This window comes from Streptomyces sp. NPDC088766, assembly GCF_044750845.1.
Taxonomy (GTDB): domain Bacteria; phylum Actinomycetota; class Actinomycetes; order Streptomycetales; family Streptomycetaceae; genus Streptomyces.
The window spans coordinates 208,207-234,616 of sequence record NZ_JBIVKQ010000002.1; the positions used below are offsets into that span (position 1 = coordinate 208,207).

At 73.5% G+C, this 26,410-nt stretch carries 26 protein-coding genes and 1 pseudogene; 14 read left to right on the forward strand and 13 right to left on the reverse strand.

What is annotated here, in order from left to right:
• Window positions 1–137: 137 nt before the first annotated feature.
• Together ACIP5W_RS03665 and ACIP5W_RS03670 are read right to left on the reverse strand one after the other, a co-directional pair.
• Window positions 138–902, reverse strand: a complete 765-nt coding sequence (locus ACIP5W_RS03665; RefSeq protein ID WP_401466163.1) for a hypothetical protein — start codon at window positions 900–902, stop codon at window positions 138–140.
• A 21-nt stretch (window positions 903–923) separates the two neighbouring features.
• Window positions 924–1,052 (reverse strand): hypothetical protein, encoded by a 129-nt coding sequence (locus tag ACIP5W_RS03670; protein ID WP_401466166.1) that lies wholly within the window; start codon window positions 1,050–1,052, stop codon window positions 924–926.
• A 942-nt stretch (window positions 1,053–1,994) separates the two neighbouring features.
• Here ACIP5W_RS03670 and ACIP5W_RS03675 point away from each other — a divergent pair.
• The 4 genes from ACIP5W_RS03675 (at window position 1,995) to ACIP5W_RS03690 (ending at window position 6,692) form a co-directional block, all read left to right on the forward strand.
• Entirely contained in the window at window positions 1,995–2,972 is a 978-nt protein-coding gene (locus tag ACIP5W_RS03675; protein ID WP_401466169.1) for an SCO0930 family lipoprotein, read from the forward strand.
• Between the two features lie 338 nt (window positions 2,973–3,310).
• Window positions 3,311–4,123 (forward strand): SAM-dependent methyltransferase, encoded by an 813-nt coding sequence (locus ACIP5W_RS03680; RefSeq protein WP_401466172.1) that lies wholly within the window; start codon window positions 3,311–3,313, stop codon window positions 4,121–4,123.
• Window positions 4,120–6,255, forward strand: a complete 2,136-nt coding sequence (locus ACIP5W_RS03685; RefSeq protein ID WP_401466175.1) for a putative bifunctional diguanylate cyclase/phosphodiesterase — start codon at window positions 4,120–4,122, stop codon at window positions 6,253–6,255. The genes ACIP5W_RS03680 and ACIP5W_RS03685 overlap by 4 nt, the downstream gene beginning before the upstream one ends.
• Before the next feature lie 104 nt (window positions 6,256–6,359).
• A complete protein-coding gene (locus tag ACIP5W_RS03690; RefSeq protein WP_401466957.1) occupies window positions 6,360–6,692 on the forward strand; it encodes a DUF4440 domain-containing protein in 333 nt (110 codons plus the stop codon).
• A 149-nt stretch (window positions 6,693–6,841) separates the two neighbouring features.
• Here the strand turns inward: ACIP5W_RS03690 and ACIP5W_RS03695 are convergent, their stop codons facing one another.
• Window positions 6,842–7,726: a LysR family transcriptional regulator gene (locus tag ACIP5W_RS03695; protein WP_401466178.1), complete on the reverse strand. Its 885-nt coding sequence runs from the start codon at window positions 7,724–7,726 to the stop codon at window positions 6,842–6,844.
• A gap of 120 nt (window positions 7,727–7,846) precedes the next feature.
• Between ACIP5W_RS03695 and ACIP5W_RS03700 the strand changes: the two genes are divergently transcribed.
• The 5 genes from ACIP5W_RS03700 to ACIP5W_RS03720 all read left to right on the forward strand — a co-directional run bounded on the left by ACIP5W_RS03700 (window position 7,847) and on the right by ACIP5W_RS03720 (window position 13,135).
• Entirely contained in the window at window positions 7,847–8,518 is a 672-nt protein-coding gene (locus ACIP5W_RS03700; RefSeq protein ID WP_401466960.1) for a succinate dehydrogenase, read from the forward strand.
• A gap of 1 nt (window position 8,519) precedes the next feature.
• Window positions 8,520–10,469 (forward strand): fumarate reductase/succinate dehydrogenase flavoprotein subunit, encoded by a 1,950-nt coding sequence (locus ACIP5W_RS03705; protein ID WP_401466181.1) that lies wholly within the window; start codon window positions 8,520–8,522, stop codon window positions 10,467–10,469.
• The gene (locus ACIP5W_RS03710; protein WP_401466184.1) at window positions 10,466–11,215 is read left to right on the forward strand and encodes a succinate dehydrogenase/fumarate reductase iron-sulfur subunit; all 750 of its coding nucleotides are present in this window, start codon (window positions 10,466–10,468) and stop codon (window positions 11,213–11,215) included. The genes ACIP5W_RS03705 and ACIP5W_RS03710 overlap by 4 nt, the downstream gene beginning before the upstream one ends.
• Before the next feature lie 274 nt (window positions 11,216–11,489).
• Complete coding sequence (locus tag ACIP5W_RS03715; RefSeq protein WP_401466187.1) at window positions 11,490–12,263, forward strand: GNAT family N-acetyltransferase; 774 nt, start codon at window positions 11,490–11,492, stop codon at window positions 12,261–12,263.
• Window positions 12,263–13,135: a lysophospholipid acyltransferase family protein gene (locus tag ACIP5W_RS03720; protein ID WP_401466190.1), complete on the forward strand. Its 873-nt coding sequence runs from the start codon at window positions 12,263–12,265 to the stop codon at window positions 13,133–13,135. The genes ACIP5W_RS03715 and ACIP5W_RS03720 overlap by 1 nt, the downstream gene beginning before the upstream one ends.
• Before the next feature lie 63 nt (window positions 13,136–13,198).
• Here the strand turns inward: ACIP5W_RS03720 and ACIP5W_RS03725 are convergent, their stop codons facing one another.
• On the reverse strand, window positions 13,199–14,215 hold the full coding sequence (locus tag ACIP5W_RS03725) for an LLM class flavin-dependent oxidoreductase (protein ID WP_401466193.1): 1,017 nt from the start codon (window positions 14,213–14,215) through the stop codon (window positions 13,199–13,201).
• A 108-nt stretch (window positions 14,216–14,323) separates the two neighbouring features.
• The gene (rpmF, locus tag ACIP5W_RS03730) at window positions 14,324–14,494 is read right to left on the reverse strand and encodes a 50S ribosomal protein L32 (RefSeq protein ID WP_401466196.1); all 171 of its coding nucleotides are present in this window, start codon (window positions 14,492–14,494) and stop codon (window positions 14,324–14,326) included.
• Between the two features lie 123 nt (window positions 14,495–14,617).
• Here rpmF and ACIP5W_RS03735 point away from each other — a divergent pair, with 123 nt between their 5' ends.
• Window positions 14,618–15,109 (forward strand): hypothetical protein, encoded by a 492-nt coding sequence (locus tag ACIP5W_RS03735; RefSeq protein WP_401466199.1) that lies wholly within the window; start codon window positions 14,618–14,620, stop codon window positions 15,107–15,109.
• 113 nt (window positions 15,110–15,222) lie between these two features.
• Here the strand turns inward: ACIP5W_RS03735 and ACIP5W_RS03740 are convergent, their stop codons facing one another.
• Complete coding sequence (locus ACIP5W_RS03740) at window positions 15,223–15,438, reverse strand: dodecin (protein ID WP_401466202.1); 216 nt, start codon at window positions 15,436–15,438, stop codon at window positions 15,223–15,225.
• A gap of 222 nt (window positions 15,439–15,660) precedes the next feature.
• Between ACIP5W_RS03740 and ACIP5W_RS03745 the strand changes: the two genes are divergently transcribed.
• Window positions 15,661–16,923, forward strand: coding sequence for an extracellular solute-binding protein (locus ACIP5W_RS03745; RefSeq protein ID WP_401466205.1), 1,263 nt, complete (start codon window positions 15,661–15,663; stop codon window positions 16,921–16,923).
• Window positions 16,924–16,930: 7 nt separating this feature from the next.
• Here the strand turns inward: ACIP5W_RS03745 and egtD are convergent, their stop codons facing one another.
• The 4 genes from egtD to egtA are packed head-to-tail and all read right to left on the reverse strand — an operon-like array spanning window position 16,931 to window position 21,340.
• Window positions 16,931–17,893, reverse strand: a complete 963-nt coding sequence (gene egtD / locus ACIP5W_RS03750; protein WP_401466208.1) for an L-histidine N(alpha)-methyltransferase — start codon at window positions 17,891–17,893, stop codon at window positions 16,931–16,933.
• Window positions 17,890–18,711 (reverse strand): ergothioneine biosynthesis protein EgtC, encoded by an 822-nt coding sequence (gene egtC / locus ACIP5W_RS03755; RefSeq protein ID WP_401466211.1) that lies wholly within the window; start codon window positions 18,709–18,711, stop codon window positions 17,890–17,892. Before egtC ends, egtD begins: the two co-directional genes overlap by 4 nt.
• The gene (egtB, locus tag ACIP5W_RS03760; RefSeq protein WP_401466214.1) at window positions 18,711–20,036 is read right to left on the reverse strand and encodes an ergothioneine biosynthesis protein EgtB; all 1,326 of its coding nucleotides are present in this window, start codon (window positions 20,034–20,036) and stop codon (window positions 18,711–18,713) included. The genes egtC and egtB overlap by 1 nt, the downstream gene beginning before the upstream one ends.
• The gene (gene egtA, locus ACIP5W_RS03765) at window positions 20,033–21,340 is read right to left on the reverse strand and encodes an ergothioneine biosynthesis glutamate--cysteine ligase EgtA (RefSeq protein ID WP_401466217.1); all 1,308 of its coding nucleotides are present in this window, start codon (window positions 21,338–21,340) and stop codon (window positions 20,033–20,035) included. The genes egtB and egtA overlap by 4 nt, the downstream gene beginning before the upstream one ends.
• Window positions 21,341–21,658: 318 nt before the next feature.
• On the opposite strand from egtA, the gene ACIP5W_RS03770 reads away from it, so the two are divergent.
• Complete coding sequence (locus ACIP5W_RS03770) at window positions 21,659–22,504, forward strand: TIGR02452 family protein (protein WP_401466220.1); 846 nt, start codon at window positions 21,659–21,661, stop codon at window positions 22,502–22,504.
• Window positions 22,505–22,518: 14 nt separating this feature from the next.
• Here ACIP5W_RS03770 and ACIP5W_RS03775 read toward each other — a convergent pair whose 3' ends face one another.
• Together ACIP5W_RS03775 and ACIP5W_RS03780 are read right to left on the reverse strand one after the other, a co-directional pair.
• Window positions 22,519–22,968 carry a type II toxin-antitoxin system PemK/MazF family toxin gene (locus ACIP5W_RS03775; protein WP_401466223.1) on the reverse strand — a complete coding sequence of 150 codons (450 nt, stop codon included), beginning with the start codon at window positions 22,966–22,968 and terminating at the stop codon, window positions 22,519–22,521.
• 337 nt (window positions 22,969–23,305) lie between these two features.
• Window positions 23,306–24,727 (reverse strand): amidase, encoded by a 1,422-nt coding sequence (locus tag ACIP5W_RS03780; protein WP_401466226.1) that lies wholly within the window; start codon window positions 24,725–24,727, stop codon window positions 23,306–23,308.
• A 120-nt stretch (window positions 24,728–24,847) separates the two neighbouring features.
• On the opposite strand from ACIP5W_RS03780, the pseudogene ACIP5W_RS03785 reads away from it, so the two are divergent.
• Both ACIP5W_RS03785 and ACIP5W_RS03790 read left to right on the forward strand, forming a co-directional pair.
• Window positions 24,848–24,973: pseudogene (locus tag ACIP5W_RS03785) on the forward strand (AbfB domain-containing protein); the annotation flags it as partial.
• Window positions 24,974–25,119: 146 nt separating this feature from the next.
• On the forward strand, window positions 25,120–25,503 hold the full coding sequence (locus ACIP5W_RS03790; RefSeq protein ID WP_401466229.1) for a nuclear transport factor 2 family protein: 384 nt from the start codon (window positions 25,120–25,122) through the stop codon (window positions 25,501–25,503).
• 282 nt (window positions 25,504–25,785) lie between these two features.
• On the opposite strand, the gene ACIP5W_RS03795 is transcribed toward ACIP5W_RS03790, so the two are convergent.
• Window positions 25,786–26,268, reverse strand: a complete 483-nt coding sequence (locus ACIP5W_RS03795) for a MarR family transcriptional regulator (RefSeq protein ID WP_366060936.1) — start codon at window positions 26,266–26,268, stop codon at window positions 25,786–25,788.
• Window positions 26,269–26,410: the final 142 nt, after the last annotated feature.

Consider the following 26,410-nt stretch of genomic DNA (forward strand, 5'->3'; position numbering starts at 1 on the left):
TGGGCCGGACGGGTGGTGCGGGTCCCGCGACCGGGGTACGGAACCGGCGTGTCGCCCGCCGTCGCCCCGGCCGGTGCGGGTACGGCCCTTCGTCCGGGCCTGGCCGGGCTCGCGGGGGCCGACCCGAACGAGAGTCCTCAGCCCCTGGCGTCGGGGAAGAGGCGCAGGAAGGGCTCGGCCGACGTCGCGATGCCCCGGCTGTAGGGCGCGTCGAAGTCCCAGATGAGGAACAGCAGGAAGGCGATCAGCGCCGAGAACAGCCCCGCCAGGACCAGTTCCCGGGGGGTGCGGCGGATCTGGAGCGCGAAGACCATGCCGACGGTGACGACGGCGCCGGTGATCAGCCCGAACCAGACCACGCCGGGCATGGTCGCCCCGGTCGAGCCGGCCCGGTTGTTGCGGGCCTGGTCGGCGGCGGCCAGCTGGTCGAGGAGCGGCTGGTAGGCCTGGGCCTCGAAGTCCGAGGCGGGCCGGTGGTCGGTGAGGTCGACGCGGAGCCGTTCGAGGAGTTCGTCCCCCCGTTCGGTCACCTCGCCCTTGTCGGCCATGGCCTTCCACTCGATGGTGACGACGTGGCCGACATAGGCCTCCACGTCCTCGCGGATGCGCTCCCGGACGCCGGGCGGGTACACCCGGACCCGCTCCGAGATCTCGTGCAGCGACTGGGCCTCCGCCTGGACGTGGTCCTGGGCGATGCTGCGGGCCTCCCAGACGCCGGCGATCGCCAGGCCCAGGACGATGGCGTACACCACGCCGATCCACATCGTCATGTACTCGATGACGTCCGGGGTCTCGGACGGGTCCTCGTCGTCGGACACCCTGCGGTGCCGGACGAAGGTGACGGCGATCACCACCACGCACGCGGCGACCATCGCGAGGGTGAGAACAAGCCATTCCGGCAAGAGATGCCTCCTGGAGGGGCGTCAGCGGGGCCGCAGCGCGGCGACGGCGATGACCGCGGGCGCGGTGATGAGCAGGACGTACGTGACCGGCGACCGGTGGTGCCGGACCGGCGCCCGGCGTGGCTGTGCGTGGTGGGCCGGGTACGTCACGGGCGACGCGGACGGCCGCGGGGCGGGTGCGGGCGGCGGTGCGGGCGCGGGCGTGGACGTGGGCTCCGGACGGGGCTTCGGCGCGGAGGGCGGCGGCGGGAGAGGGGCCACGGGCTTCGGCGGTGCGGGCTTCGGCGGTGCGGGCCGCGGGGGCTCGGGTCGCGCCCGTGGCGGTGGGGCCGGCGGCGACGTGGGCTCCGGCGCCGGCTCGGGGGGCGGCTTGGGTGAGGGCTTCGGCGGCGGTGGTGTCGGTTCCGGAGGGGGTGGCGTCGGTTTCGGAGGTGGCGGGGGCTCGGGTTCCGGCGGCGTCGGTGTCGGGCACCCCGGCGGGGCCGGCCGTCCGAGGTTCCCCGCGACCGCCACCGCCTCGGTGCCGTCCGGGCCCGTCGAGGCGTACGCGCAGGCGTCGGCCACGGCCGTCCCGGCCGGTACGGCCAGGAGGATCCAGGCCACGGTCACCAGGGCCAACGCCCTGTCCAGCAGGGCGGATCGGGTCGGTTCGGATCCATGCACGACGAGATCATGGGGCCTCGCACGCGGGTACACGCCGGCGCGCGGGACGATTGCCCCGAACGGGGGAAGCCCGCCGCGCGAGGTCTGCCCGGGGTGCGCTCATGCGTCCGGCCGCACGCACTCGCGTGCGAGCGGACCGCGCGCGGTGGTGCGCGGGCGGTGGTGCGCGGGCGGTGACGGGTGATGCACGGGCGGGTGGTGCGCGGGCGGACCGCGCCCGCGCACGAGTGCGGGCCTGCCGCGCTCGCTCGTTCGCGGGTGCACCGCGTGTGCCGGTGCCGAGGAGTGGCCCGGAGCGGGCGGCGGCACAGGTCGCGAAAAGAATTTCGTGCCGCCTTTGAACACGGCGCCCCCCGCCGTGCGTACCCATGGCCGTGCGGCGGCGCAGCAGGGCGTTGCAACACGCTTGGGATGATCGGGGAGTTGAAGATGAAGACCTCCTGGCGGAGCGCCTCACTCGTGGCGAGCGCTGTGTCTGTTCTGGCGCTGACGACGGCGTGCGGTCAGGAAGGCGGTACCGCGGCGTCCAGCCAGAACGTGGGTGTCACGGCTCCGGCGGGCACCGTTGCGGGCGCGGGCAGCGGCTACGGAAGCGTCGGCGCGGGCACCAGCCCCAGCGCGAGCGCGCCGGCGGCCGCGGGCGGCACGCAGGCGGGCACGGCGGGTCAGCTCGCCGTCTCCGCCAACGCCGAGCTGGGCAAGGTGCTGATCGACGCCGCCGGCATGACGCTGTACCGCTTCGACGCGGACACCGCGGAACCGCCCAAGTCCAACTGCGACGGCGACTGCGCGACGGCCTGGCCGCCCGTGCCGGCCGACGACGCCACCGCCGGCGACGGCATCGACAAGTCGCTGCTCGGCGAGGTCACCCGCTCCGACGGCAGCAAGCAGCTGACCGTCGACGGCTGGCCGGTGTACCGCTACGCCAAGGACACCAACGCCGGTGACACCAACGGCCAGGGCGTCAACGGCAAGTGGTTCGCGCTGGCCCCCGACGGCAAGAAGGCCAAGTCGGCCTCCGGCTCCGGCTCCGCCGCCGCGCCCGGTCTGTCCGTGCGCAAGGACCCCAACCTCGGTGACATCGTCGTCGACAAGAACGGCATGACGGTCTACCGCTTCGTCAAGGACAAGGCGTGGCCGAAGCCGGTGACCGCGTGCCTGGGCGCCTGCCTCGAGAAGTGGCCCGCCGTCGCCCCGGTCGCCACCAACGACACCGAGGGCGTCCAGAAGAAGGGCCTGATGAGCTTCACCCGGCCCGACGGCGTCAAGCAGATGACGGTCAACTGCTCGCCGATCTACACCTTTTCCGGCGACAAGTCTCCCGGGGACATCAACGGCCAGGGCGTCGGCGGCACCTGGTACGCCGTGGCCCCCGACGGCAAGCTGGTCGGCGCGCCGAAGCAGTAGAGATCGCCTTCCCAGGGCTGATCCCGCTCCTGCGACGGCTCGTACGACCCCCGGTCCGCCCCCTCCGCGCCGCACGGAGGGGGCGGACCCCTGTGCTGCGGGCGGCACCCGCCGGCCTCACCCGCCGGGTGCGGGTGACTTCGCCGTGTTCGATCCGGTCGTGAACGCTCCGGAGCGCATCGGGTACTTTTCGTGAGCACATTCGGGTATGTCATTTCGGCACGTGCCGCAGGCAGTGACCGGGAACGGACGGTCAATTTCCGTTTCCGCTCGCCCTGTTGGCGGGCGATCAGTAGCCTCTGCTCGAACACCGGATCGCCTACGCCTTGGAGAGATAGATGGATCGTCCCGCCTGGGCCCCACGGAGCATCGACATCTCCGTGCCCAGTGTCTCGCGGATCTACGACTACTACCTGGGCGGTTCGCACAACTTCGAGGTCGACCGGGAAGCGGCCCGCAGGGCCATGGAGTTCATGCCGGGACTCCCCAAGATCATGCAGGCGAACCGGGCCTTCATGCGCCGCGCGGTCCGCTACGCGGCCGACTCGGGCGTCACGCAGTTCCTGGACGTCGGTTCCGGCATCCCCACCTTCGGCAACGTCCACGAGGTGGCCCAGGCGGCCCGTCCCGGCGCCCGCGTCGTCTACGTCGACCACGACCCGGTCGCCGTCGCGCACAGCCAGGTGGTGCTGGGGGAGAACCCGGACGCCGGCGTCGTCGCCGCCGATCTGCTCAAGCCGCGGGAGATCCTCACCAGTCCCCAGGTGGAGCAACTGATCGACCTGGAGCGGCCCGTGGCGCTGCTGCTGGTTGCCATACTGCACTTCGTGGAAGACGCAGACGACCCGTACGCCGCGGTCGCCGAGCTGAGCGCCGCGCTCGCGCCCGGCAGCCTGCTCGTCCTCACGCATGCCTCGTACGAGGGAATCCCCCTGCCGCAGGGGCGGGCCGAGGGCGCGGTGGACGTGTACAAGGACATTCGCAACCCGCTGGTCATGCGTTCGCGTGACGAGATCGCGCGGTTCTTCGAGGGGTACGACATGGTGGAACCGGGACTGGTGCCGATGCCGCACTGGCGGCCGGAGACGGCACCGGAGGACGAGGACCCGTATGCCTTCTCCGGTTTCGCGGGCGTGGGGCGCACTTCGTGACCGCCGAGCCGGACGGGCCGGAGGACAGACTGCGGCGGTTCGCGACGATCTGGAGCCGGGCGGTCTTCCCGGTCACCTCCACGTCGCTGACCCGGCCGGAGTTCGAGGAGCAACTGCTGCCACTGGCCCGGCGGTTGAGCGAGGCGCTGCGCGCCAGGAACTTCGACGCGGAGGCGGCCAGAGCGGTCGGGGCCGCCCTCGTCGGCACCCACTGCACCGACCCGGACGCCCTCGCCCACAGCCTGGACTGCATCGACGCCTACCTGGTGCTCTACTGCGGCGAGGACGGACCCCAGGAGGACCTGCACACCCGCTGCTCCCGGCTCCAGCACGCCATGGCCGCCGGGTTCGCGCACGCGCTGCGTGAGCGCACGCTGGCCGAGCAGGAGGCCATCGCGCAGGCCGCGTTGCGGGCCCAGGGGGTGGTGGCGCAGGCGTTGCACGCCAGCGAGGCCCGCTTCCGCGCGGTCTTCGAGGGCGCCGCGATAGGGATCGGCATCGCCGACCTGGAGGGCAACATCCTCGAGGTCAACGGCGCCCTGGTGCGCATGTTCGGCGGTGGCGAGCAGGCGGTGCGCGGACGCAACGTCAGCGAGTGGACGCACGCCGACGACGCCCCCCAGGTCTGGCGGCTCTACGAGGAACTGGTGCGCGGCGAACGCGAGCACTACCACGTGGAGAAGGCGTTCTACCGCCCCGACGGAACGGTCCTGTGGACCAATCTCACGGTCTCGCTGCTGCGCGACGCCGACGGGCGGCCGCAGTACCAGCTGGCGCTGATGGAGGACACCACCGAGCGCCGGCTGCTCAACCTCCGGCTGCGCTACGAGGCCACCCACGACGCGCTCACCGGCCTGCCCAACCGCACCCTGTTCTTCGAACGCCTGGAGAAGGTCCTGGCCGCCGGGGACGGTCAGCGCTTCGGCCTGTGCTACCTGGACCTGGACGGCTTCAAGACCATCAACGACAGCCTGGGGCACGCGGCCGGCGACCGGCTGCTCGTCGAGGTCGCCGACCGGCTCCAGTCCTGCGCCACCGCGCCCGGCGAGATGGTCGCCCGGCTCGGCGGCGACGAGTTCGTGGCGCTGACCACCGGCCCCGACACCCACCGCGAGGTCGACGACCTCGCCGCGCGCATCATGAACGCCCTGGTCGCGCCCGTGCGCATCGAGGGCCGGGAGCTGACCGTGCGCGGCAGCATCGGCATCGTGGAGGGTCCGGCGGGGGAGCGCAGCCCGGCGGAGGTGCTGCGCAGCGCCGACATCACCATGTACCGGGCCAAGTCGGCCGGCGGCAACCGCTTCGAGCTGGCCGACCCCGAGGCCGACGCCCGCGCGATCACCCGGCACGGTCTGACGACGGCCCTGCCGGCGGCGCTGGAGCGGGGCGAGTTCTTCATCGAGTACCAGCCGCTCGTCCACCTCGGCGACGGCAGCGTGCGCGGCGCGGAGGCGCTGGTGCGCTGGCTGCACCCGCAGCACGGGGTGCTCGGCCCCGACCGGTTCATCCCGCTCGCCGAGCACACCGGGCTGATCGTGCCGCTCGGCCGCTGGGTCCTGGAGCAGTCGGTGCGCCAGGCCCGTGACTGGCGCCGGCGCAGCGGCGACACCGGCCCGCTGCGCGTCAACGTCAACCTCTCGCCGTGCCAGCTCACCCACCCCGGGCTGGTGCAGGACACCGTCGACATCCTGGAACGCGCGGGCGTGGCACCGGAGGCGCTCTGCCTGGAGGTCACCGAGTCGGCCCTGATCGGCGCGGACGACGACCTCCTGAAGCCGCTGCGCCGGCTCGCCGAGATGGGCGTCGACATCGCCCTGGACGACTTCGGAACCGGTTACTCCAACCTCGCCAACCTGCGCAGGCTGCCGGTGAGCGTCCTCAAGCTGGACCGCTCCTTCACCCAGAGCATGCAGCAGTTCCCCGCGGATCCCGTCGACCTCAAGATCGTCGAGGGGATCGTCTCGCTCGCCCACAGCCTGGACCTCACGGTCACGGTCGAGGGCGTGGAGACCGGCGCCCAGGCCGAGCAACTGCGCATACTGGGCTGCGACACGGCCCAGGGCTGGTACTACGCCCGTCCCGGCCCCCCGGACCGCCTCCACGAGCTGGCCCTGGTGGACGCCACGGGCTGACGGCACGACCCGGTTGCGGGAGGGGCCGGGCCACACGCGATCATGTGCGGGTGACCCAGGAACCAGACGACGTCGCCGCGGCGATCGCCGGCGAACTGAGCCTCATGGACCCCGCCGTCCGCTCCTCCCGCACCGAGACCGTACGCCTGCTCGACCCCGAGTTCACCGAGGTGGGCGCCTCCGGCCGGCGCTACACGTACGCCGAGACGGTGGCCGAACTCCCCGACCACCCCGGCAGCTCCCCGACCGGCCCCCGCTACGAACCGTCGGAGATCACCGGCACCCTCCTGGCCCCGGGCCTGGTCCACCTCACCTACGAGACCCGCCTCGCCGGTCGACGAGCCCGCCGCAGCTCCCTGTGGCGCAAGAAGGACGAACAGACGGGCTGGCGCATGTACCACCACCAGGCCACCCCCGTGCCCCACGACGTCCCCTGACGACACCCCACCCGGGGCTGCGGGTTCCCCGCAGCCCCGGGGGCGCGAGGAACCGCGCACCCCGCCCCGGCCGACCCGCACTCCGACAACACCCCCGCCGCCCCCCCGTACAAGCCCCCGCACGTACACCCCGCCCAAGCGGCGCAGCCCTACCGCTCCAGCAGCATCCGCTGCAACTCCCGAGCGGCCCGCGGCGGAGCCACATCACTGCGGTGCGCCAGCGCGATCACCCGATGCAGCCCCGGCCGGACCAACGGAGTGACCCGCAGGCCCCGTTCCGACCGCGCGGCGACCATCCGGGGCACGACGGCCATGCCGAGCCCCGCCCGCACGAACCCCAGCACCGCGTCCATCTCCCCGCCCTCCACCGCGAAGTCCGGCTCGAACCCCTCGGCGCGACACGCGGCGACGGTGAGTTCACGCAGGTCGTAGCCGTGCCGGAACATCACCAGGCGTTCACCCTCCAGGTCGGCGATCCGTACGGCCCGGCGCCCGTGTCCGGGCGGGGGCGCCTCCGGCGAGGACACCACCACGAGGTCCTCCCGCAGCAGTTCCACCGTCGTCAGCGCGGGGGAGGGGGTGGGCAGCGGGAGCACCACCAGGGCGAGGTCGAGCGCGCCGCGGGCCAGTTCCCGCACCAGGTCGTGCGAGCCGCCCTCCTCGATCATCAGCCGGATGCCGGGGTAGCGGTCGTGGAAGGCGCGCAGCACGTCCGGCAGCAGCCCGGTGCACAGGCTGGGCGTCGCGCCCAGCCGCACCCGGCCGCTGCGCAGCTGCACCAGCTCCTGCACCTCGTACCGGGCCGTCTCGGTGTCCGCCAGGATCCGGCGGGCCAGGGGCAGCAGCGCCTCACCGGCGTCGGTGAGTGTGATGTTCCCACGGGCCCGCTGGAAGAGATCGGCTCCCAGCTCCCGCTCCAGCGCCTTGATCTGCTGCGACAGCGAGGGCTGGGCGACGTGGACCAGCTCGGCGGCCCGGGTGAAGTGCCGGGTCTCGGCGACCGCCACGAAGTACTGGAGCTGCTGGAACTGCATCCAGCCATGATAGGGCCTGCCTATGGAAACGAGGCGGACCATGTCTTGGACTGATGGGGCCGTTCGGCCCTAGCGTCCTGTTCCATGGCTCTGGGAACGCGGACGGACCGACGGTCCTCCATGGCGCGCACCGTGTGGCACTCCTCCATCGGCAAGAAGACGGTGATGGCCGTCAGCGGGATCGTCATGCTGCTGTACCTGGTCGCCCACATGATCGGCAACCTGAAGATCTTCTTCGGACCGGGCGAGTTCAACCACTACGCGCACTGGCTGCGCACGGTCGGCGAGCCGTTCATGCACTACGAGTGGACGCTGTGGCTGATCCGGGTCGTGCTGGTCGTCGCGGTCGTCGCGCACGCCGTGTCCGCGTACCAGCTCAGCCGCCGCGACCTCAAGGCCCGCCCGACCAGGTACGTCCACAGGAAGCCGCGGGCGAGCTACGCGACGCGCACCATGCGCTGGGGCGGGATCATCCTCGGCCTGTTCATCGTCTGGCACCTCCTCGACCTGACGACCGGCACCGTGCACGCCGGCGGCTTCCAGGAGGGCCGGCCGTACCAGAACGTCGTGGACACCTTCTCCACCTGGTACGGCAACGCCGTCTACATCGTCGCGATGCTCGCCCTCGGCCTGCACATCCGGCACGGCTTCTGGAGCGCCGCCCAGACCCTGGGCGCCGGCGGCCGCACCCGCGACCGCGCCCTCAAGACCACGGCCAACGTCCTCGCGCTGCTGCTCACGGCCGGCTTCGTCGCCGTACCCGTGGCCGTCATGACCGGAGTGGTGAGCTGACATGACCTCCTACACCGACTACACGACCGGCGAGCCGATCGCCGACCCCAAGGCACCGTCCGGCCCGATCCACGAGCGCTGGGACAAGCGCCGCTTCGAGGCCAGGCTGGTCAACCCCGCCAACCGGCGCAAGCACACGGTGATCGTCGTCGGCACCGGTCTGGCCGGCGGCTCGGCCGGCGCCACGCTCGCCGAACAGGGCTACCACGTCGTCCAGTTCTGTTACCAGGACTCCCCGCGCCGCGCCCACTCGATCGCCGCGCAGGGCGGCATCAACGCGGCGAAGAACTACCGCAACGACGGCGACTCCGTCCACCGGCTGTTCTACGACACCGTCAAGGGCGGCGACTTCCGGGCGCGCGAGTCCAACGTCCACCGCCTCGCGCAGATCTCCGTCGAGATCATCGACCAGTGCGTGGCGCAGGGCGTGCCCTTCGCCCGGGAGTACGGCGGCCTCCTCGACACCCGCTCCTTCGGCGGCGTCCAGGTGTCCCGCACCTTCTACGCCCGCGGCCAGACGGGTCAGCAACTGCTCCTCGGCGCCTACCAGGCCCTCAGCAGGCAGATCGCCGCCGGCACCGTCGAGATGCACCCGCGCACCGAGATGCTCGACCTGATCGTCGTCGACGGCCGGGCACGCGGGATCGTGGCGCGGGACCTGATCACCGGGAAGATCGACACGTACTTCGCGGACGCCGTCGTCCTCGCCAGCGGCGGCTACGGCAACGTCTTCTACCTGTCGACGAACGCCATGAACTCCAACGCCACCGCGGTCTGGCGGGCGCACCGGCGCGGCGCCCACTTCGCCAACCCGTGCTTCACGCAGATCCATCCGACCTGCATCCCGCGCACCGGCGACCACCAGTCCAAGCTGACGCTGATGAGCGAGTCGCTGCGCAACGACGGCCGGATCTGGGTCCCGAAGGCGAAGGGCGACACCCGCCCGCCGAACAGGATCCCCGAGGACGAGCGCGACTACTACCTGGAGCGCATCTACCCCTCCTTCGGCAACCTGGTCCCGCGCGACATCGCCTCCCGCGCCGCCAAGAACGTCTGCGACGAGGGGCGGGGCGTCGGCCCCGGCGGGCAGGGCGTCTACCTGGACTTCGCGGACGCGATCGAGCGCATGGGGCGCAAGGCCGTCGAGGCCCGGTACGGCAACCTCTTCGACATGTACCAGCGGATCACCGACGAGGATCCGTACCAGGTGCCGATGCGGATCTACCCCGCCGTGCACTACACGATGGGCGGCCTGTGGGTCGACTACGACCTCCAGACCACGATCCCGGGCCTGTTCGCGATCGGCGAGGCCAACTTCTCCGACCACGGCGCCAACCGGCTCGGCGCGTCCGCACTGATGCAGGGCCTGGCCGACGGCTACTTCGTGCTGCCCGCCACCATCAACGACTACCTTGCCCGCAACCCGCACCAGAGCGAGGTGAGCGGCGAGCACCCGGTGGTGCAGGAGGTGCTGGCGGAGACCCAGGACCGCCTGAACCTGCTGCTGTCCGTCGACGGCGACCGCACCCCCGACTCCTTCCACCGCGAGGTCGGCGAACTGATGTGGGAGTTCTGCGGTATGGCCCGCACCGACGCCGGCCTGCGCACGGCCCTCGAACGGATCCCCCGGATCCGCGAGGAGTTCTGGCGGCGCATCAAGGTCCCCGGCACCGGCGAGGAGTTCAACCAGTCCCTGGAGAAGGCGAACCGCGTCGTCGACTACCTGGAGCTGGCCGAGCTGATGTGCCTCGACGCGCTGCACCGCGCCGAGTCCTGCGGCGGCCACTTCCGCGAGGAGTACCGGACCCCCGACGGCGAGGCCGCCCGCCGGGACGAGGAGTTCGCCTACGCGGCCGCCTGGGAGTTCACCGGCACCGGCGAAGCGCCCGTCCTGCACAAGGAAGACCTGGTCTTCGAGTACGTCCACCCCACCCAGCGGAGCTACGCATGAAGCTCACCCTGCGCGTCTGGCGGCAGCGCGACGCCGACGCCGAAGGCGCCATGTCCACGTACGAGGTGGACGGGATCTCCCCCGACATGTCCTTCCTGGAGATGCTCGACACCCTCAACGAGGAACTCATCCTCAAGGGCGATGACCCGGTCGCCTTCGACCACGACTGCCGCGAGGGCATCTGCGGCGCGTGTTCCCTCGTCATCAACGGCGACGCGCACGGCCCGGAGCGCACCACCACCTGCCAGCTGCACATGCGGTCCTTCCGGGACGGCGACACGATCGACGTCGAGCCGTGGCGGGCCTCCGCGTTCCCCGTGATCAAGGACCTGGTCGTGGACCGCTCGGCCCTCGACCGCATCATCCAGGCGGGCGGCTACATCACCGCGCCCACCGGTGCCGCCCCGGAGGCGCACGCCACGCCGGTGCCCAAGCCGGACGCCGACCTCGCGTTCGAGCACGCCGAGTGCATCGGGTGCGGGGCCTGCGTGGCCGCCTGCCCCAACGGCGCGGCGATGCTGTTCACCTCCGCCAAGATCAACCACCTGAACGTCCTCCCGCAGGGCGCGCCGGAGCGCGAGACGCGGGTGCTGGACATGGTGGCGCAGATGGACGAGGAGGGCTTCGGCGGCTGCACACTGGCCGGCGAGTGCGCCACCGCCTGCCCGAAGGGCATTCCGCTGTTCTCCATCACCGGCATGAACAAGGAGTGGCTGCGGGCCACCCGCAAAGCGGCCAAGCGCTGACGCCCGGGCGCCGGCCGCGTGAGGGAAGAGACGTTCGCCGAGGGCGCGGACGGGCGGGACCGGGAGTGGTGCTCATCCCCGGTCCCGTCTCGCTTCCCCCGTACGGCGGTCCTCGAGGTGCTCGCCGCCCGTGCCGTTCAACAACCCCACATCCCGGCTCCGGGCACAGGTCACGCGCCCGCCAGACGGCATCGGAAGAACAGGACCGGGCGGCCCGCACACCACCGGCCCGTCCGTCCCCTCCGGCCGAACGGCCCGTGACCTGGAGAGAGCCATGACCACCGCAACCGCTCCGGACGCCCCGCCGCTGCCCGCGGTCCCCTCCCGCTACCTCGTGACCCTCGCCCGCGACGAGGCCGACGTGCGGGCCGCGCAGCGGCTGCGGCACGACGTCTTCGCCGGGGAGATGGGCGCCCTGCTCACGTCCTCACGGCCCGGCCTCGACGTCGACCCCTTCGACGCCCACTGCGACCACCTGCTGGTGCGCGACGCCGACACCGGCCAGGTCGTCGGCACCTACCGGCTGCTGCCGCCGGAGCGCGCCGCGGTCGCCGGCCGGCTGTACTCGGAGGCCGAGTTCGACCTGACGCCGCTGCACGGCATCCGGCCCGGCCTCGTCGAGGTCGGCCGCTCCTGCGTCCACCCCGACCACCGCGACGGCGCCGTCATCGGCCTCATATGGGCAGGTATCGCCCGCTACATGGTGGACAACGGCCACGAATGGCTGGCCGGCTGCTGCTCCGTCCCGCTCGCCGACGGCGGCGCCACCGCGGCCGGCGCCTGGGACCGGGTGCGGGACAAGCACCTGGCGCCCGAGGAGTTCCGGGTCCGCCCGCGGCTGCCGTGGGTGCCGCGGGCGGACCTGGCCCTGCCCGCCCGCACCGAGCTGCCCGCCCTGCTGCGCGGCTATCTGCGCCTCGGCGCCTGGGTGTGCGGCGAGCCCGCCCACGACCCGGACTTCGGGGTCGCAGACCTGTACGTGCTGCTGTCGATGCGCCGGGTCAACCCGCGCTATCTGCGGCACTTCCTCTCGCTCGTCCCGGCCTGATGGGCGCCTGGCCGCCCAGCGCGCCCTGCACCCCCGGGGCGTGCGTGGAGGTGTCGGGCTCCGCCACCGCCGTACCGCGGGCGGTGCTGCGGCTCGTGGCGGTCGTGGCGCTGCTGCTGGCCGGGATCGCGCTGCTGCCGGTCGGCGGCAGGGTCCCGGCCGGGCTGGTGCGCCGGTGGGCGGGGGCCGTCGTGCGGGCCGCCGGGGTCCGGCCGCGGTTCGGCGGTGCCGCCGTGCCCGACGGCGGCCTGCTGCTGGTCGCCAACCACATCTCCTGGCTGGACGTCCCGCTGCTGGCCATGGTCCGCCCGGCCCGGATGATCGCCAAGGCCGAGATACGGCGGTGGCCCGTCGCGGGGCCCCTGGCCGCCCGCGGCGGCGTCCTCTTCATCGACCGGGACCGGCTGCGCGGCCTCCCGGACACGGTCGCCGACATCGCCGGGCTGCTGCGCTCGGGGGCGGCCGTCGGCGTCTTCCCCGAGGGCAGCACGTGGTGCGGCCGGGCCCAGGGCACCTTCCGCCGGGCCGTCTTCCAGGCCGCCCTGGACGCCGGGGTGCCCGTCCAGCCCGTCCGCATCCGCTACCGGCTCTCCGGGGGCGCGCCCACGACCGTCCCCGCGTTCGTGGGGGAGGACTCGCTGCTCGCCTCGCTGTGGCGGGTGGTCATGGCGGACGGACTGGTGGCCGAGGCCGAGGTGCGCCCCGCGCTCCGGCCCGGTGCCCACGCCGACCGCCGGTCGCTGGCCCGGGCGGCCCAGCGCCGGACCGGGCCCGCCCCGGCGGGGCCGGGGCACGCGGCGCCCGGTGCGCGGGAGGCGCCGGAGTGCACGGTGACGTCGGCGGTCCGGTCGGGCGGCGGTCCGGTCGGGTGACGCGGCGGGCGGCGGTACCGGCCGCCGCCCGTACCGGGCTCGGCCCCGCGACCCGCCCCCGGCTCAGGCGCGCTGCTCCCGGCCCCCGTGCACGACGGCCGCCAGCCTGCGGTAGGAGTCCAGCAGCGCCCGCCGGTCGTAGGTGCTGGTGGTGACGAGTACCTCCTGGGCCCCGGTGTCCTTCAGCACCGTCTCCAGTGCGCGGGCGACCTGTTCCTCGGTGCCGGCGATCTGACCGGCCAACCCCGCCTCGTAGAAACCGCGTTCCCGCGCTGTCATCGGCAGGGCCTCGACCCGGTCCGCCGGCGGCAGCGGCGGGAACGTGCCGTGCGTGCGGGAGTGGGCCATCGACCAGGCCTCCGGAACCAGCAGCCGGCGGGCCTCCTCGGGCGTCCCGGCGACGGCGACCGTCCCCGAGACGACGACGTACGGCTCCGCGGCCCAGGGGGAGGGGCGGAACCGGGCGCGGTAGTCGTCGACGCCCCGCCGCAGCCGGTCCCGGTCGCGCAGATCGCCGATGACCATGGGGAGGCCCGCCTCCGCCGCGATCCGCGCGCCCTCGCCCATGGCCAGCACGAACGGTGGCACGGTCAGTCCCTCGGCGGGGCGCGCGTGCACGCCGGTCGGCGAGGTGCCGCGGAACCAGCCGAGCAGTTCCCGCAGTTGGGCGCCGAAGTCCTCGGCGTCGTCCTTGCCGCGGCCCAGTGCCCTGCGGACCCCGTCCGTGAAGCCGACCGACCGGCCCAGGCCCATGTCGATGCGGCCGGGGAACAGCGATTCCAGCACCCCGAACTGTTCGGCGACGACCAGCGGCCGGTGGTTGGGCAGCATGACTCCGCCGGTGCCGACCCGGATCGTGGCCGTCGCGGCGGCCACGGCGGCGGCGAGAACGGTCGGCGCGGAGCCGGCGACGCCGGGTACGCCGTGGTGCTCGGACACCCAGAACCGGTGGTAGCCGAGCGCCTCCGCCTCCCGCGCCAGTGCCACGGTGTCCCGCAGGGCCGCGTCGGCCGGATGGCCCTCGCGTGTGCGGGAGCGGTCGAGGACGGAGAACCGGGCGGCTTCGATCACAGAACTCACACGGTGTTCAACGCGTGGCGGACGCCGGGATTCCCCGGGGGTCCCGGCCCCGCCCCGGGCCGCACGGATTCCCCCGGGGCGCCGGCCCCGCCCCGGGCCTTCTTCCGGTCAGCCCTCGGGACGCAGCAGGCCGCGCTCGTACGCCCGCACCAGGTGCTGGGGGACGAGGTGGCGGACGCCGTCCACGGTGACGTGCACGAGTGCCGGTGTGGTCGCCTTCCACCGGGCGCGACGGTGACGGGTGTTGCTGCGGGACATCTTCCGCTTGGGCACGGCCATGGGGATCCTCCTCGTCGGCTGGACACCGAGGACGCTATATGAAAATGGATCCCATTAACAATTGATCGGCCGGTCGGTCGTGTGCCCGCCCGCCCGGACGCGGGAGGTCTCTAGGGTGATGCCGTGACCGACAGCAGCAAGCGACCCCTCGCCGTGTTCGACCTGGACAACACCCTCGCCGGCACCGCTCACCGGCAGCGGTTCCTGGAGCGCAGGCCGCGGGACTGGGACGCCTTCTTCGCGGCGGCGCCGCAGGACCCGCCGCTCGCGGAGGGAATCGCGCTGGCCCTGGAGAGCGCGCGGGAGTGCGAGGTGGTCTACCTGACCGGGCGCCCCGAGCGCTGCCTGCGGGACACCCGCGAGTGGCTCGACCGGCACGGGCTGCCGGAGGGGCGGGTGTACATGCGGCGTGACGGCGACCGCCGGCCGGCCCGCCGCACCAAGCTGGAGGTCCTGCGCCGGCTCGCCCGGGAGCGCGAGGTGCGGGTCCTGGTGGACGACGACGACCTGGTCTGCGACGACGCGGAGGCGTCCGGCTTCACCGTGGTCCGGGCGCGCTGGACGGCGCCCTCGGCCACGCTGCGCGTCGCCCAGGAGCGTGAGGGGCGCACCTGAGGCGCGGGCGGCGGACGGACCCCGAGGCGGCCCGTCACCCCGGCCGGCGGCCCGCCGGCCCGGAGGGTCCTGCCGTCGCGGCCGGCCGCTCCCGCGTCACTTCGTCCCGGCCGTCACTCCGTCTCGTCCAGGCGGAAGCCGATCTTGAGGCCCACCTGCCAGTGCGCGACGTCGCCGTTCTCGATCTGTCCGCGCACCTGGGTCACCTCGAACCAGTCCAGGTGCCGCAGGGTCTGCGAGGCGCGGGAGATGCCGTTGCGGATCGCCTGGTCCATGCCGTCGGGTGAGGTGCCGACGATCTCCGTGACCCGGTAGGTGTGGTTCGACATGCGGGTGCTCCTCTCGGCCGGGACGGCGGTGCCGCGTGTGTCACGCGTCACTCCACGGTGCCCCAGGCTGCGGCGGAGCGCGAGACGTCCGGGGTTCGGGCCGGTTCCCCCTTGACCTCCGCATTGGTCCATACCAAAATCCTGCACACCCGTCCGGGCGACCATGCCCGTTCCCCCACGCCGGGCCCCTCCCCCCTGTCCACCAGGCAGAACAGGACCCCCGTGAGACGTCGCCTCCTCGCCCTCCTCTGCGTGTCCGCCTCTCTCCTCACCGGTTGCGGTGCCGTACCGGGCGTCGGCGGGAGCGACCGGCAGACCGTCACCGTCTGGCTCATGAAGGACAGCGCATCGCGGGACTTCCTGGACCGGTTCACCGAGGACTTCGAACGCGACCACCCCGACCTCGACCTGGACGTCCGCATCCAGGAGTGGACCGGCATCGCCGAGAAGGTGCAGACGGCCCTGGAGGGTGAAGGAGAGGACGGGCCGGACGTCATCGAGGTCGGCAACACCCAGGTCCCGATGTACGTCGACGGCAACCGGCTGCTGGACCTGACGCTGGAATCCGTCGCCAAGTGGGAGAAGGACGAGTGGCTGCCCGGCCTCGCCGACCCGGGACAGCGCCGCTTCCACCAGTACGGCATCCCCTGGTACGCGGCCAACCGCGTCGTGATCTACCGCAAGGACCTCTTCGCACAGGCCGGAGTCACCACCGTGCCGCGCACCCGTGAGGAGTGGCTCACCGCCACCGAGAAGCTGAACTCGGGCGGGAACCAGGGCATCTACCTGGCAGGCCAGGACTGGTACACCCTCTCCGGTTTCATCTGGGACGAGGGCGGCGACCTCGCCACCGAGGACGCCGGCCGCTGGGAGGGCACCCTGGACACCCCGGCCGCCCTGCGCGGCATGGAGTTCTACCGGAGCCTTCAGTCCCTCGGCGCGGGGCCTGCGGACGCGGACGAGGAACACCCGCCCCAGGCAGGGGTGTTCGCCGCGGGCAAGGTCGCCCAGATCGTCGCCGTCCCCGGCCTCGCACGGGCCGTCGTCCAGCAGAACCCCGCCCTGGAGGGGAAGCTGGGTTACTTCCCCGTCCCGGGGAAGACCGCGGCGAAACCGGGCGCGGTCCTCATCGGTGGCTCCGATCTCGTCGTGCCCCGCAACACCGACCGGCGCGAGGGGGCCGTCGCCGTGGTCGCCGCGCTGACCGGCGCCGAATGGAACACCGACCTGGCCCGCACCATGAACTACGTTCCGAACAAGGCGAAGCTGGCGTCGGCGGTGGCGGGCGAGGAGGGGGTCGCCGCCATGGCGGCGGGAGCCGCGCAGGGCCGGGCGACCCCCAGCACGCCCGAGTGGGCCGCCGTGGAGGCGGACAACCCGATCAAGACCTACATGACCAAGGTGCTCGGCGGAGCCGATGCCGCGACGGAGGCCCGCCGCGCCTCCCGGCGGATCACCGAGGCGCTGAGGGTCTCCGCGGGCTGACCCGCCCCTACCGCACGGTGCTCAGCGAGAGCGCGAAGCGACCCTCCCGGTCCGTCCACCAGCGGGACAACTCAAGTCCCGCCGCGGACAGTTCCGCGCGCACTCCCGCCTCGCGGAACTTCGCCGAGACCTCCGTGCGCAGCTCCTCGCCCGCCGCGAAGTCGACGGCGAGACCGAGCGCGGGGAGCTTCACCGTCTGCGCCGTACGGGACCGCAGCCGCATCTCGATCCACTCGTGCTCCGCGTCCCAGAGCGCGACGTGGTCGAAGGCGTCCGGATCGAAATCGCCGCCCAGCTCACGGTTGACGACGGCCAGGACGTTCTTGTTGAACGCCGCCGTCACCCCGGCCGCGTCGTCGTACGCCCGCACCAGGACCTTCTCGTCCTTCACGAGGTCCGTGCCGAGCAACAGGGCGTCGCCCGGCGAGAGCAGCGCCCGGACCGAGCCGAGGAAGGCCGCGCGCTCGTCGGGGAGGAGATTGCCGATCGTGCCCCCGAGGAACGCCACCAGACGCGGCCCCGGGGTGTCCGGGAGCGTCAGCGGTGCGGTGAAGTCGGCGATGAGGGCGTGGACGGACAGGCCCGGCCGCTCGGCGACGAGGGCCCGTCCCGCCCCGGTGAGGGCGCTCTCGCTGACGTCGACGGGCACGTAGGTGTCCAGCTCCGTCAGCGCGCCGATCAGGTGGCGGGTCTTCTCCGAGGACCCCGAACCCAGCTCGACCAGGGTGCGGGCGCCGGCCGCGGCGGCGATCTCGCCGGCCCGGTCCACGAGGATCTCGCGCTCGGCCCGCGTCGGGTAGTACTCGGGCAGCTCGGTGATCCGCTCGAACAGTTCGCTGCCGGCGGCGTCGTAGAACCACTTCGGCGGCAGCGTCCTGGGGGTGGCGCTGAGGCCCTGGAGGACGTCGGCGCGCAGGGCGGCGCCGGTGGCGTCCTCCGGGAGGGTGCGGGTGATCTGGAAGGGGCTCACGAGCCGTTCTCCTCGGATGATGGGGCTGCCCCCGCGGCGGAGCCGGGAGCGGGGGAGGGCGCCGCGGCCTCGCTCGGGTCCTTCAGCGGGGTGAGCAGCACCTCGGTGCGGGTCGCCGCGAGCAGGGTGCGGTCGGGGACCTCCTGCCAGCGCGGATCGTCGTCGTAGGGCTCGGAGGCCACGACCGTGCGGCCGGGCTCCGTCAGGTACCAGAGGGTGTCCCCCCAGGCCGTCGCGGTGACGGTGTCGCCGTTGCCGAGCAGCAGGTTGAGCCGGGAGCCGGGGGCCGCCGCGGCGACCTCCTGCACCGTGTCGGCGAGCGCCTGGCCCTCCGTGTCCCCGGCGCGCAGCCGGGCCAGGACCAGCGCCCACACGAACGCGGAGTCGTTGCGTGCCTCCATCGACAGCACCGCGGACGCCGGCAGCGAGCGTGCGAGCGGCTCCAGCGACCCCGGCCAGCCCGGCACGGCCCCGTTGTGGCTGAACAGCCAGGGCCCCGCCGCGAACGGCGCCGCCGCGGCCTCGGCGTCCGCCCCGGCCAGCGTCGCGTCGCGTACGGCGGCCAGCACCGCCCCGCTGCGCACGACGCGGGCCAGGTCGGCGAAGGACAGGTCGGCCCAGATCGGCCCGGCCCGGCGGTAGCGGGCCGGCACCGGATCGTCCTCGGCGTACCAACCCACCCCGAAACCATCGGCGTTGACCGTGCCGTACCGCTGCATGCGGGGGGCCCACGACTGGCGGTACAGACCGTGCGGGGGCTCCACCAGGAGTCGGCCGAGCGACTCCTCCGGTCCCAGAAAAGCGATGTGACGGCACATCAGACGGCCGCCGAGCGGGCGGTGCGGAAGCCGGAGAAGATCTGCCGCCGGATCGGGTAGTCCCAGTTGCGGAAGGTGCCCCGGCAGGCCACCGGGTCCACCGCGAACGAACCGCCCCGCAGCACCTTGTGCTCGGGGCCGAAGAACACCTCCGAGTACTCCTTGTACGGGAACGCCCGGAAGCCGGGGTAGGGCTGGAAGTCGCTCGACGTCCACTCCCACACGTCGCCGATCAACTGCCGTACTCCCAGAGGCGATTCCCCCGCCGGATAGCTGCCGGCGGGGGCGGGGCGCAGATGGCGCTGGCCCAGGTTGGCGTGCTCGGGCGCGGGGTCGGCGTCACCCCACGGGTAGCGCATCGAGCCGCCGGTCGCGGGGTCGAAGCGGGCGGCCTTCTCCCACTCGGACTCGGTGGGCAGCCGCCGCCCGGCCCAGCGGGCGTAGGCGTCGGCCTCGTACCAGCACACGTGCACCACCGGCTCCTCGGGCGGCACGACCTCGGTGACACCGAAGCGGCGCCGGAGCCACTGCCCGCCGTCGCGGTGCCAGAACAGCGGTGCGTCGATCCGGTGCCGGCGGATGTGGGACCAGCCCTCCGCCGTCCACCAGCGGGCGTCGTCGTAACCGCCGTCGTCGATGAACGCCTGGTAGGCGCCGTTGGTCACCGGCGTGGTGTCGATGTGGAACGCCGCCACCTCGCGCCGGTGCGCGGGCCGTTCGTTGTCCAGCGCCCAGGGCTCGCCGGAGGTGCCCATCGTGAACGGGCCTCCCGGCACGAGCACTTCGGACGGGCCGGTGAACAGCGGTGCCGGTTCCGGGTCGGGCGCGGTCAGGGCCTGCGGACCCGTGCGGAGCTGATGGGTGATCAGCATGGTCTCGTCGTGCTGCTGTTCGTGCTGGGCGACCATGCCGAAGGCGAAACCGGCCTCCGTGAGCCGTGTCCCGTCGAAGTCGGCCGACTCCAGCACGTCCAGGACCCGCCCGCGGACCTCCGCCGCGTAGGCGCGGGCCTCGGCGGGCGGCAGCAGCGGCAACGAGGGCCGCTCGGAGCGCGGGTGCTCGAAGGCGTCGTAGAGCCCGTCGATCTCGGGGCGCATCGCCTCGCGGCCGGCCACGGCGCGCAGCAGCCACAGTTCTTCCTGGTTCCCGATGTGCGCGAGGTCCCACACCAGGGGGGACATCAGCGGGGAGTGCTGTGCGGTGAGGTCGGGCTCCTCGACGCAGCTGGTCAGGAGCGTGGTGCGCGCACGTGCGGTGACGAGGGTGGTGAGCGCCCGCTCACGCAACGCCTCGGTGTCCAGGGCCTCGGGGGCGAGGTCGGTCATGTGGGGGTGTCCTTCCCGTGTGTGCGGCCGTCGGTGCCGCACAGGCGGTCGAGCTGGTCGTCGGCGGGGCTGCGGCCCTTGCGGACGTAGCGCTCCAGGTACGCGGCGACGGCGTCCGTCACCTCGGTGCCGGCGCCGATCCGGGGCAGGGCCTCCAGGGCCGTCGTGAAGCAGGCCACGGCGGTCTCCTGCAGCTCGGGGTCGGCGAGGCCGGAGCGGGCCGCCCCGCTCCACAGCGGGTTGTGCGGCGCCGGCCGTGACCGGGACCGTTCCGCGAGCGGTTTCACCGCCCGGTAGGCGCTCTCGGCGGCCTCCGGGTCGTCGAACAGCGCCGTCGTCACCGCGAGCGGCACGATCCAGCCGTCCTCGCCCGGTTGCGCGTCGATCATGCGCAGCTCCAGATGGCCACGCGGTCTCACCGGCGGGAACAGCGTGGACATGTGGTAGTCGAGGTCCGCCCGGGTGGGCGTCCCCGACCGGACCCACTCCCGGAAGGTCAGGTCCTCGGGCACCTCCCACGGCCCGCCGTCCCGGCGTACGCACATCACCGGGGCGTCCAGGACGTGTCCGGCCCAGGCGGCGCGCGGATCCCGGTCCAGGGCCGGTGCGCCCGCGCGGCCCGCGCCGATCTCCGTCCACAGCCGCTGCCGCGTGGAACGCCAGCCCGTCGGGGCGCCGCCGAGCAGCGGCGAGTTGGCGAAGGCGGCGACCAGGACGGGACCCAGCATGTGCGCCAGCCACCAGCGCCGCCCGTGCCCCAGTGGGCCGGGCTCCTCGTGACCGGCGTCCAGGCAGACCTGCACGGAGGCCGAGGTGCACATCATGGCCCGCCCGGCCGGGCCGGTGCGGTCGAGGTACGTCTCCATGGCGTCGTAGCGCGGCTCGTGCAGGAACCGCCGGGGCGGGTGCCAGGGCTCGGTGCCGAGTCCGGCGAGGACCAGTCCCGCCTCGCGCAGGACGGCGCGGACGGCGTCCAGGTCGGCGGAGACGGTGGTCACGCACTCCATCAGGGAGGCGGCGGGCGGCGAGCTGAGCTCCAGCTGGCCGCCGGGTTCGACGGTGAGCGCCGAGGACAGCGGCACCGTCCGCAGGGCCTCGTAGGCCGCCGCGAGTCGTTCGGGTGGGACGGGGAGCCGCGGTGAGCGCAGCTCGTGGACGAACCATTCCACTTCGACCCCGACTGTGCGGGGCGGTCCGGTCTTGAAGCAGATGCCCTTGACCAGGGCCTCCACCTCGGCCTCGGTGAGCGGGGTACGGGTCTCCGTACAGTCGCTCCCCGAAGCACTGCTCGATGTGTCGGACATGTCTGGATCCTCCTGAGATTCCACCATGCCATCGGTCCGGCTTCGGTGGCGCCGGACCGGTTCGCTCATCCACCCAAGACCCTCTCGCCGCATCGCACAAGAGCGCCCCCCGGCGCCCGCGGGGCCGGGACACCCTCCTTTCCGTACCGTTTCCAGGGCGTTTCCGAGCGGTTCCCGCCGACTTTCCCGGCCGGCGGAAACTCGGTTGCACCGTCCGTCCAGCATCGCTGACGATGCGTGCGTGAGCACGACGGGGGAGACGGACGGGGCACGGTACGCCGTGCGGCACGCGGCTGTGGCGCCCACGGGGGTGGCGCCATGAGCGCGCGGCTGCGCGGCGTCGCGCAGGAGACGGAAGGGGCCGTGGCCGCGGGCGCGTACCGCACGGCCGACGGGCGTGGGATACCGCTCGCCGCCGCGGTCGGGGCCGCTCGGGAGGGGACCCGCATGGTGGGACCCGGCCCGGTGCCGGTCCCGGAGACGGTCCTGGGGACCGCCCCGTCCGCCCCGCGGATCGAGGTCACCGGCGAGAGCAGCCTGGAGGCCGCCCGCAGACTCGCGGACGCCCCGGTGGCGGTGCTCAACTTCGCCTCCGCCCGCAATCCCGGCGGCGGCTACCTCAACGGCGCCCAGGCCCAGGAGGAGGCGCTGTGCCGCGCCTCCGCGCTGTACACGTGCCTGCTGCGGGCCCCCGAGTTCTACGACCACCACCGCGCCCACCGCGACCCGTTCTACACGGACCGGGTCATCCACTCACCGGCCGTGCCGGTCTTCCGCGACGACCGGGGCCGGTTCCTGCCCGAGCCGTACGCCGTCGGCTTCCTGACGGCCGCCGCGCCGAACGCCGGAGTGATCCTGCGCACGGCGCCGGAGCGCGCCTGCGAACTGCCGCGCGCGCTGGCCGTACGCGCCGAACGCGTCCTGGCGACGGCCGCGGCGCACGGCTACCGACGGCTGGTCCTCGGCGCCTGGGGCTGCGGTGTCTTCCGCAACGACCCCGCGCAGGTGGCGGATGCGTTCCGGGCGCTGCTGGGTCCCGGCGGCCGGTTCGAGGGGACGTTCACGCAGGTGGTGTTCGGCGTGCTGGACCGTACGCCGGGGAGCGTGGTCCGGCAGGCCTTCGCACGCGCGTTTTCGGAGCCGCGGCTCCGCGAGCGGGCGTGAGCGCCGGCCGCCGCTCAGTTCCAGCCGTACCGTTCCCGCAGTCGGCGCACCACCAGGTTGAACCGCATCCGGTCCAGCGCGCAGGCCTCCCGGCGCATGCCCTGCTCGTGCAGCCGCAGCACACGGTCGACGGCCACCCAGGAGTCCCGGCCCGAGCGGTCCCAGGGACCGCTGCCGATCGGCACCCACTCGCGGTCGCCGACGTGCCGCTTGCTGGACAGCCGCACGGCGAGGAAGGTGCCGGCCGCCTCCCGGGCGACGACCAGCACCGGGCGGTCCTTGCCCCGCCCGTCGTTCTCCTCGAAGGGCACCCAGGTCCAGACGATCTCGCCGGGGTCCGGGTCGCCGTCGTGCGCGGGCGAGTACTCGGTCCGCACCCGGCCGACCTCGCGCGGTTCGGCCTCGACGGTGGCGGAGGGGCCGAAGCGGCCCGGGACGTTCTCTTCTTCGGTGGAAGCGGTCACGAGGGCACCCTAGAGGCTGTGACCGGAAAGGTTCACCGGCTCGCGACGCCCGGCACGGCTCCCCCACGCTCGGCTTCGCTCGCGCGGCAGGGGCCCCCACCGCCGCGTTGTCGCATCACCCGAGTACATCCGGTACGCGGGCAATGCTCCGCCTGGCGATGCACCGCACCGGGCGCCGCGAGCTTTCCGGCAGACCTTTCCGGCCACAGCACTGGAGGCTGTGCCGGGACCGCCCCGGTGCCGCCCCCGTGACCACGTCGCGCGCGGCCGCCGGCGACACGCCTTCCCCCGGTCCAGGCCCGGCGCAGCGCGCACGGACGCACCCGGAGCGGGCTGCTCAGGCCGCCGGGGAGTCCGTGACGAGCGGCTCCGGCCACCGCTCGTGCCAGCGCAGGTCCGCCTCCGCCTGCGCGGCGAGCGACAGCAGCAGCGGCTCGCTGCCCGCGGGCCCGAGCAGTTGCGCCCCGACCGGCAGCCCAGCGGGCGTGAAGCCCGCGGGCACGTTGACTCCGGGCCAGCCGAGGACGTTCCACGGCCACGCGTAGGGGCACGCGGCGATCATGGCGCGGTCGGTGGCGAAACCGCTCAGCTCCAGCAGGGCGCCGATGCGCGGCGGGGGAGCGGCCGTCGTCGGCGCGAGCACCACGTCGTACGTCTCGAAGAAGCGGCCGACACGGCGGTGCAGGACCGTCTCCGCACGGCGGGCCGCCCGCAGCGGGGCGCCGCCGAGGAGCCTGCCGAGCCGGGCGGCGCCGTGGGTGCGCCGGTCGAGCAGGGCGGGGAACGGCGCCTCGGCCACCCACTCGGCGATCCCCGCGGTCGCCCGTGGCACGAAGGTCAGCCCGATCCGCCCGTACGGCGGGTCGGCCTCCTCGACGGTGTGCCCGAGGCCGGCCAGTGTCGCCGCGAGGGCGACGACCCGGTCGCGCACCTCGGGGAGCAGCCGGGCGGGCACGGCGGTGAACGGCGGCTTCAGCGCGAGGGCGATCCGCAGCCGGCCGGGGTCGCGGCCCACCGCGGCGAGGGCGTCGACGGCGGGCGGCCGGTGCGGGTCGCGCGGATGGTTGCCGCTCGCCGCGTCGAGGAGGAGGGCCGCGTCGGCCACGGTTCTGGCCAGGGTGCCGTTGACCGTGATGCCCTGGAAGGACTCGCCGCGCGGCCACGTCGACACGCGTCCGCGCTGCGGCTTGATGCCGACGAGGTGGGTCCAGGACGCCGGGATGCGGACCGAGCCTGCGCCGTCCGAGCCGAGCGCGGCGGGGACCAGGCCCGCCGCCACGGCGGCCGCCGAGCCGCCGGAGGAGCCGCCCGGGGTGTGCCCGGTGTGCCACGGGTTGCGGGTGGCACCGAAGGCTGGGCCCTCGGTGAACGGCCACTGTCCGAATTCGCAGGTGTTCGTCTTGCCGACGATCACGGCCCCGGCCGCGCGCAGCCGCCGTACCGCCTCCCCGTCCTCGGCGACCGCGGGGTGGGCGCCCGCGCAGCCGAAGGCGGTCGGCTCGCCCGCCACGTCCATGTCGTCCTTCACGGCGACCGGCACCCCCAGCAGGGGCCTGCGCACGCCGCGGGACAACTCCCGGTCGGCCGCGTCGGCTTCGGCGAGCGCGGCCTCGGCGCGGACGACGCGGAAGGCGTTGAGGGTGCCCTGGGTGGCCTCGATCCGCGCCAGGGCCCGCTCGACCAGCGCGCGGGAGGTGACCTCCCCGGCGGCCAGCGCGCGGGCGGTCTCGATCAGGCCTGCACAACGGTCGAGCGTCATGGCGGGACACCTCCGTGAGCACATTGTCTACCGAACGGTAACGTCTGGCCGCCGGAGGCGGAACGCACCCGGGCCCGCGGTGGGTTCGGTGTCCGCCACGGACGTCCCGCAGGCCACCACCCGTCGTACAACTACCCCGGGTGCTACCTCCGCCACTACGACTACCGGCTCCGCGTGGAGCGGTCCGACGGCACGGAACTGTTCCGCCAGGACAGCTCCTTCCTGCCGGTGACCGCCTGGGCCTGAACCGCCCGGTCGGCGGCGCGGCGAGCACCGGGTGACCCGAACAGCCACGATGATCACTGACAGGCATGCGCCGAGGTACGCCCCGGTCCTGCCGTGCGGTGAAGGCGATCCGGCGGCGGGGGCGGGGCACGACGACAGGAGCACGGATGAACCCCTCAGCCGACGTGCACACCCGCATGGAGGTCATCGACGCCTACCGGGCCCATCTGCACGCGATGGCCGACGGCGACACCGCCGCGCTCGACGCCCTGCTCGACGACGGTTTCACCCTGACGCGGACCACGGGGGACGAGCAGCCGAAGGCCGCCTGGCTGGCGGACCTGCGCGCCGCGACGTTCGTCCCGCAGGCGATCGAGGAGAAGACCGTGACCGTCGCGGTCGACGGCGACACGGCACGCCTCGTGGGCCGCGTGGTCACGCGTCCGGCCGCGGAGGGCGCGCACGAGGACCGGCGGCTCCAGCTGACCATGGACTACGCCCGCGTACGCGACTCCTGGATCGCCCTGCGTTCGGTGACCCGGAGCTGGTGAACTGGTGAACCGCGCGGGGCCGACGTCCCGCAGGTGAGACCGTCGGCCCGTGGACCCGAGGGCGGGAACCGGACGGCCGACGCGATCGCGGGCCGGGTCGCCCGCCGCCGGACCCGGACACGGGAGCCGCCGGGCATCCGTACGGCACCGCGGGCATCCGGCGCTTCGGGCGGACGGCGTCGGGTTCCGCGTCGCGCGGCCGTGGCCCGGACCGCGGGCCACCGCGCCCACCGGGAGCGCGGGCTCGTGCCGGCGGCGGGGACGAGCCCGCGCCGACCGGGATCAGCCGCGGGGCTCCCCGTCCTGCGGGGACGGGCGCGGCCACGGGCGTCCGCCGATGGCCTCGATGCCGTTGTTGAAGCGTCTGAGGTAGGAGGCGAACGCGGTGATGTCGTCCTGCGACCAGTCACCCATGACGCGGTCCAGGACCTCGACGATGCCCCGTCGCTCCTCGTCGAGCAGCCGCTCGCCCTCCGCCGTCAGCCGGAACTTGCGGGCCATCCCGCCCTGCGGATCGGGGATGCGGTCGAGCAGCCCGGCGCGCATCGCCGCGGCGGTCTGCCGGTTCAGGGTGGAGGCGTCCAGGGCGAAGGCGTCGCTCAGCTCCCCGATCGACATCGGGCCCTGGACCCGGATCCGGCTCAGCAGGATGTAGGCGCTGCGCTCCAGGACGCCGTCCGTGCGGCGGCCCCCGCGCCGGCTCAGGAACGTATGGCGGCTGAGCAGCATCTGCTCGTACTCCACCTCGTGCGTCGGCCTCTGCATGTGCCCGAGCCTCCTGTTCGTGCGGCCGTCCCCGCGACCCGTCCCGGCGGCGGCCGCTCCATCCTGGCACACCCCCGTGCAGCCACCACATCGCATGCAACCGCCACATCACATGGTTGATGCATTTGACATGTATGATGCA